Source organism: Serratia sp. 506_PEND, assembly GCF_001076875.1.
Classification (GTDB): Bacteria; Pseudomonadota; Gammaproteobacteria; order Enterobacterales; family Enterobacteriaceae; genus Serratia; species Serratia marcescens.
Genome location: NZ_JVEL01000600.1, coordinates 1 through 770 on the forward strand (window position 1 = coordinate 1; position 770 = coordinate 770).

Below are 770 nucleotides of genomic sequence, written 5' to 3' on the forward strand. Positions count from 1 at the left end.
TTAATCTCGTCACCGGCATCCTTGGTCCAATCGGCCAGACACTGGTCAATCAACGCCTTGGCGGCCTGCAGGCGCTCATCGAACGCGATACGGTCCTGCATGGCACGCTGCACCTTAAAGCGACCATCATAGGAATACAGCGTGACATTGCCTTTTTTACCGCCCAACGACACACCGTACTGATTGGCGGAAAGGTCGGTGAAGGCCGCAATATCCGCGAACCCGGACAGCTTGAACTCGGCCAGCGCATCACTCACCGGCAGGGCACGATTAACGATTTCCATCACCAGGGTATCGCGCAGCTTGTCGATATCCTTGACCAGGCTGTCCGGCGTCATGACGCCCTTGGCGTCGACCCAGTAGCCTTCTGGGACGTTTTTATCGGTAAACTGCGTGGTATTTACAGTCATTTTCATCACCTTATTGCAGATTGACTTTGAAAAGTTCAGATTTAACACCGGAAGCGCCGGTCTCTTTCAGCCTCCCAACATAAACTTCGTTGATTACCTTTAGAATTGCCGGTGCCTTTTGTTTCATGATTAGTACCAGGCATTCAGCGTGCCCCGGCCTTGCATCATTAAAACCCTCAACACCCACACTAATAGTGACCGGAACAGCAAAATGCCCTGGAACATCACCCGCAACAGCATCACTTTCGGTAAATTCAAAAATAACCTTCGGCATATAGCCTCCTTAATTCCAGATAACCTGGCATTCATGAACGCGCGACGTGCGTACCGTGCGCTGCACGCCGTTCTCTCTCACAACAA

At 51.6% G+C, this 770-nt stretch carries 2 protein-coding genes; both read right to left on the bottom strand.

What is annotated here, in order from left to right; genetic code table 11:
• Nucleotides 1-410, bottom strand: a 410-nt coding sequence (locus ADK28_RS27035; protein WP_048797182.1) for a DUF3164 family protein, incomplete at its 3' end; no start/stop codon positions are given.
• Nucleotides 411-420: 10 nt separating this feature from the next.
• Complete coding sequence (locus ADK28_RS27040) at nt 421-684, bottom strand: hypothetical protein (RefSeq protein WP_048797181.1); 264 nt, start codon at nt 682-684, stop codon at nt 421-423.
• Between the last annotated feature and the right edge of the window lie 86 nt (nt 685-770).

Bases quoted from the DNA above. Each gene is read 5' to 3' on its own strand.
- ADK28_RS27040 (WP_048797181.1), bottom strand. From the start codon at position 684: ATGCCGAAGGTTATTTTTGAATTTACCGAAAGTGATGCTGTTGCGGGT.